At 78.1% G+C, this 4261-nt stretch carries 4 protein-coding genes; all 4 read left to right on the forward strand.

Annotation, left to right across the window (positions count from 1 at the left end; genetic code table 11):
* Positions 1-222 precede the first annotated feature (222 nt).
* Positions 223-1278, forward strand: a complete 1056-nt coding sequence (locus ABZW03_RS37910; protein ID WP_355268989.1) for a GNAT family N-acetyltransferase — start codon at positions 223-225, stop codon at positions 1276-1278.
* Positions 1271-2065, forward strand: coding sequence for an aminotransferase class IV (locus tag ABZW03_RS37915; RefSeq protein ID WP_355268991.1), 795 nt, complete (start codon positions 1271-1273; stop codon positions 2063-2065). The genes ABZW03_RS37910 and ABZW03_RS37915 overlap by 8 nt, the downstream gene beginning before the upstream one ends.
* A gap of 105 nt (positions 2066-2170) precedes the next feature.
* Positions 2171-3016, forward strand: coding sequence for an ABC transporter ATP-binding protein (locus ABZW03_RS37920; RefSeq protein ID WP_355268993.1), 846 nt, complete (start codon positions 2171-2173; stop codon positions 3014-3016).
* On the forward strand, positions 3013-4209 hold the full coding sequence (locus ABZW03_RS37925) for an ABC transporter permease (protein WP_355268995.1): 1197 nt from the start codon (positions 3013-3015) through the stop codon (positions 4207-4209). The genes ABZW03_RS37920 and ABZW03_RS37925 overlap by 4 nt, the downstream gene beginning before the upstream one ends.
* Positions 4210-4261 lie beyond the last annotated feature (52 nt).

Below are 4261 nucleotides of genomic sequence, written 5' to 3' on the forward strand. Positions count from 1 at the left end.
TCGTCCCGCAGAAGGCCTTCGGGCTGCTGCTGGACGCCACCCGGGAGCTGTCCGCGCTGGACCCGGAGCCGCTGGTGCTGCTCGCCGGGGACGGCGGCCCCGGAGCGCCGCTCCCTCCGCCCCGGGCCGGCCGTCGCCGGGCGCGCCGCCCCCGTCCGCCCCGCTGACGTTCGGTGGCCGGCGGATTACTGATCGTCCCGGGCTCCCCGCTATCCTCGCCGTGTGCGGAGGTCGTGGGGTGCGGCGGTGGAGCGGGCGCAGGACCGGCTGGCGGCGGGGCCGCGGTTGCGGGCGGTCGGACCCGGAGAGGAACGGCGGTTCGCGCTCTGGGACTTGGCGTCCCTGGTGGAGGGCGAGCTGGGCGCGCGGGTGGACCCGGACGGGCTGGCGCCGGCGGCGGAGCGCGGGTGGCGGGAGCGGCTGGGGGAGAGCGGGCGGGAGTGGCCGGGCGGGGAGCTGTACCGGCGGCGCTACTGGATCCAGGACGAGGCCGGCGCCGTGGCGGGCACCGTCGCCGTGGACAACTGGACCAAGGGCCCGAGCCAGCTCGCCGTCTCCTCCCTCTACGTGACCCCGGCCGCGCGCGGGCGGGGCCTGGCCGCCGCCGCGCTGGACGAGGTGTACGCGGCGGCCACCGCCGAGGGCCTGCCCGGGTTCCGGCTGGAGGCGCACTGGAGCTGGCAGCCGGCCGTCCGCTACTACCTGCGCCGGGGCCTGTGGGTGGTGGGCTGGAAGCGGTCGCTGTCCTTCGCCCGGATGCCCCAACTCCCCCTGCACCGGGTGCGGGAGGAGGACGGCCGGCTGCTCCTGCTGGTCGCCGACCGGCTGCGCGGCTGGGTGCCGATACTGGCCGCCGGGCAGGAGGGCCGCTGGCTGCGGCTGGACGAGACGGCGGACTACCGGGGCTGCGACGGCTGGGTGCACGAGTACGCCCGCTCCACGCTGGCCCTGTGCCTGGCGCTGGCCGGCCGGCCGCTGGTGCGCGGGCCGCAGTGGTGGGCGGAGGCGTGGCGCTGGGCGGAGGCCGGGGAGCCGGAGGGGTTGGCGTACCGGATCGAGGAGTTCGAGCGGACGGTGCGGGCGGCGGGCCGGCCGGTGGTGAGCCCGTACCGCCCGGTCGCGCTGCAAGGGCCGTCAGCCCTGCCGGAGCCGCCCGCGCTGCCGGGGCCGTCCGCGCCGCCGGAGCCCGCGTCGGCGGGGTGCCCGCCGCCCGGGTCCCCGCCGCCGGAGCCCGCGCCGCCGGCGTCCCCGCAGCTGGCAGACTCGGGGGATGGCTGAGATCGAGATCGACGGCGCCCCCGCCGACCCGACGCGGCTGGCCGCGCTCGGGCTGCTCAACTACGGGCACTTCACCACCCTGCGCGCCGAGGCGGGCCGGGTGCGCGGCCTGTCCCTGCACCTGGACCGGCTGGTCCGGGACTGCCGGGTGCTGTTCGGCGCCGAGCTGGACCGCGCGGCGGTGCGGGAGCGGATCGGCGCGGTGCTGCCCGCCGACGGCGCGCCGGTGACCGTCCGGGTCACCGTGTACGACCCGGCGCTCGGCCTGGAGCGTCCCTCGGCCCCCGCCGCTCCCGCCCTGCTGGTGACCACCCGCCCGGCCGCGGCGGCCGAGCCCGCCCCGCTGCGGGTCCGCAGCACGGTGTACCGGCGGGAGCTGCCGGAGGTGAAGCACGTCGGCCTGTTCGGTCTGGTGCACCATCGCCGTCAGGCCCAACTGGCGGGCTACGACGACGTGTTGCTGGTCGACGAGAGCGGTGCGGTGGTCGAGGGCGCGACCTGGAACGTCGGCTTCCTGGCCGGCCGCGCGCTGGTCTGGCCGCAGGGCCCGAGCCTGCTCGGCGTCACCGAGGCGCTGCTGTCCGGCGCGTACCGGGGCCCGCAGTCCCGGGAGCCGCTGCCCGTCGACGGGCTGGGCCGCTTCACCGCCGCCTTCGCGGTGAACGCGGGCGTCGGGGTGCGCCCGCTGGCGGCCGTGGACGGCACCGCCTTCGACCCCGGGCACCCGGCGCTCGCCGAGCTGCGCGCCGCCTACCTGGGGGTTCCCGCCGAAACGGTGGGGGGTTAACCCCACCCCGGATCGGCCAGCGGCCCGGATGGTTCGCGGAGCCCGTCCTTCCTAGGTTGGAGCGTGTTGACGACGAGCGACGCTCGACCGAAGGAAGGCCCATCCATGGCACGCCGCCAAGACCGCCGCAGGAACGACGAGTTCGGGACGGAGCCGGCTACCGCCGCCCCGTACGGCCGGGCCGGGCAGGCCTCCGCAGCGCAGGCGGCGCCCGCCGTCGAGCTGCAGGGCGTGCGCCGCACCTACGGGCGCGGCGAGGCGGCGGTGCAGGCGCTGCGCGGGATCGACCTGGCGCTCGCCCACGGCAGCTTCACCGCGGTGATGGGCCCGTCCGGCTCCGGCAAGTCCACCTTCCTCCAGTGCGCGGCGGGCCTGGACCGCCCGGACTCCGGGCGGGTCCTGCTCGGCGGCGAGGACATCACCGAGCTGAGCGAGAACCGGCTGACCAAGCTGCGCCGCAGCCGGATCGGCTTCGTCTTCCAGTCCTTCAACCTGCTGCCCTCGCTGACCGTCGAGCAGAACGTGCTGCTCCCGCAGCGCCTCGCCGGGGAGCGCCAGGACCGCGCCCGGGCACGGGAGTTGCTGGAACGGGTGGGCCTGGGCGAGCACGCCCGGCGGCGGCCCGGCCAGCTCTCCGGCGGCCAGCAGCAGCGGGTGGCGATCGCCCGCGCGCTGATCACCCGCCCGGACGTGGTCTTCGCCGACGAGCCGACCGGCGCGCTGGACACCCGGACCGCGCACGAGGTGCTCGCCCTGCTGCGCCAGGCCGTGGACGCGCTCGGCGCGACCGTGGTGATGGTGACCCACGACCCGGTGGCGGCCTCCTTCGCCGACCGGGTGCTGTTCCTGGCCGGCGGCGCGCTCGTGGACGACCTGCCGCACCCGAGCCCGCAGGCCGTCGCGGACCGGATGGTCGCGCTGACCGCCCGCCCGGTGGGAGTGGCGGCATGACGAACGGACTCGCGCGCTCCTCGGTGCGCTTCCGGCCCGCGTCCTTCGTCGGCACCCTGGTCGCCCTGCTGCTGGGCGCCGCCGTGGTGGTGGCCTGCGGCGTGCTGCTGCAGACCGGCCTGACCGCGCGCCTCGAACCCACCCGGTACGCGGACGCCCCGGTGGTGGTCGCCGCCGAGCAGGCGGTGAAGATCCAGCGGAAGGTCGCCGACGACACCGAGACCCAGGAGCAGGCCACCCCGGAACGGGCCCGGACGGACGCCGCCCTGGTCGGCCGGCTGACCGCGCTGCCCGGGGTCGCGGCCGCCCGCCCGGACACCGCCTTCCCGCTGCCCGCCGGCGACCGGGCGCCGGCCCTGACCGGCCGGGGCTTCGCCGCGCTCGGCATCGCCGGGCCGGGCGACCGGCTGGTCGAGGGCCGCGCGCCCGGCGCGAACGAGGTGGTGCTGGACGCCGACACGGCGCACGCCGCCCACCTCGCGCCCGGCGCGAGCATCACGCTCACCGCGCCCGGCGGCACCGCGGACTACCGGGTCTCCGGCCTGGCCGCCGCCCAGCAGGCCGGGCCCACCGCCTGGTTCGCCGACGCCACCGCCGACCGCCTCTCCGGCCACCCCGGCCGGATCGACGCCGTCGCCGTGCAGCCCCGCCCGGGCGTGACCCCCGCCGCGCTCGCCGCGCAGGTCCGCCAGGCCGTCGGCGGCGACGCCAGGACCTACACCGGGGACGACCGGGGCGCCGTCGAGCACCCCGCCCTCGGCGAGGCCCGCAGCACCCTGATGGCCGTCGGCGGCACCTTCGGCGGCTACGCCACCATGACCGCGATCTTCGTGGTGATGAGCACCGTCGCCCTCGCCACCGGCCAGCGCGCCCGCGAGTTCGCCCTGCTGCGCGCCATCGGCGCCACCCCGCGCCAGATCCGCCGCACCATCGCCGCCGAGGCGGTGCTGGTCGCGCCGCTCGCCGCCGCGCTCGGCGTCCTGCCCGGACTCGCCCTGGCCCGCTGGTGGTTCGGCCAGCTGGTCGAGCGCGGCGCCGTCCCCGCGGACGTCCGGCTGGACGTCGGCCCGCTGCCGATGCTCGTCGCCGTCCTCGCCTGCACCCTCGCCGCGCTGACCGCCGGCTTCCTGGCCGCCCGCCGGCCGTCCCGGATGCGGGCCGCCCAGGCGCTCGGCGAGGCCGCCGTCGCGTAAGGTGTGGCGGCATGGGAGAGCAGGCCGGGAATCCCGGCGGACCGGAACCGGT

Source organism: Kitasatospora sp. NPDC004799 (assembly GCF_040609095.1).
Lineage (GTDB): Bacteria > Actinomycetota > Actinomycetes > Streptomycetales > Streptomycetaceae > Kitasatospora.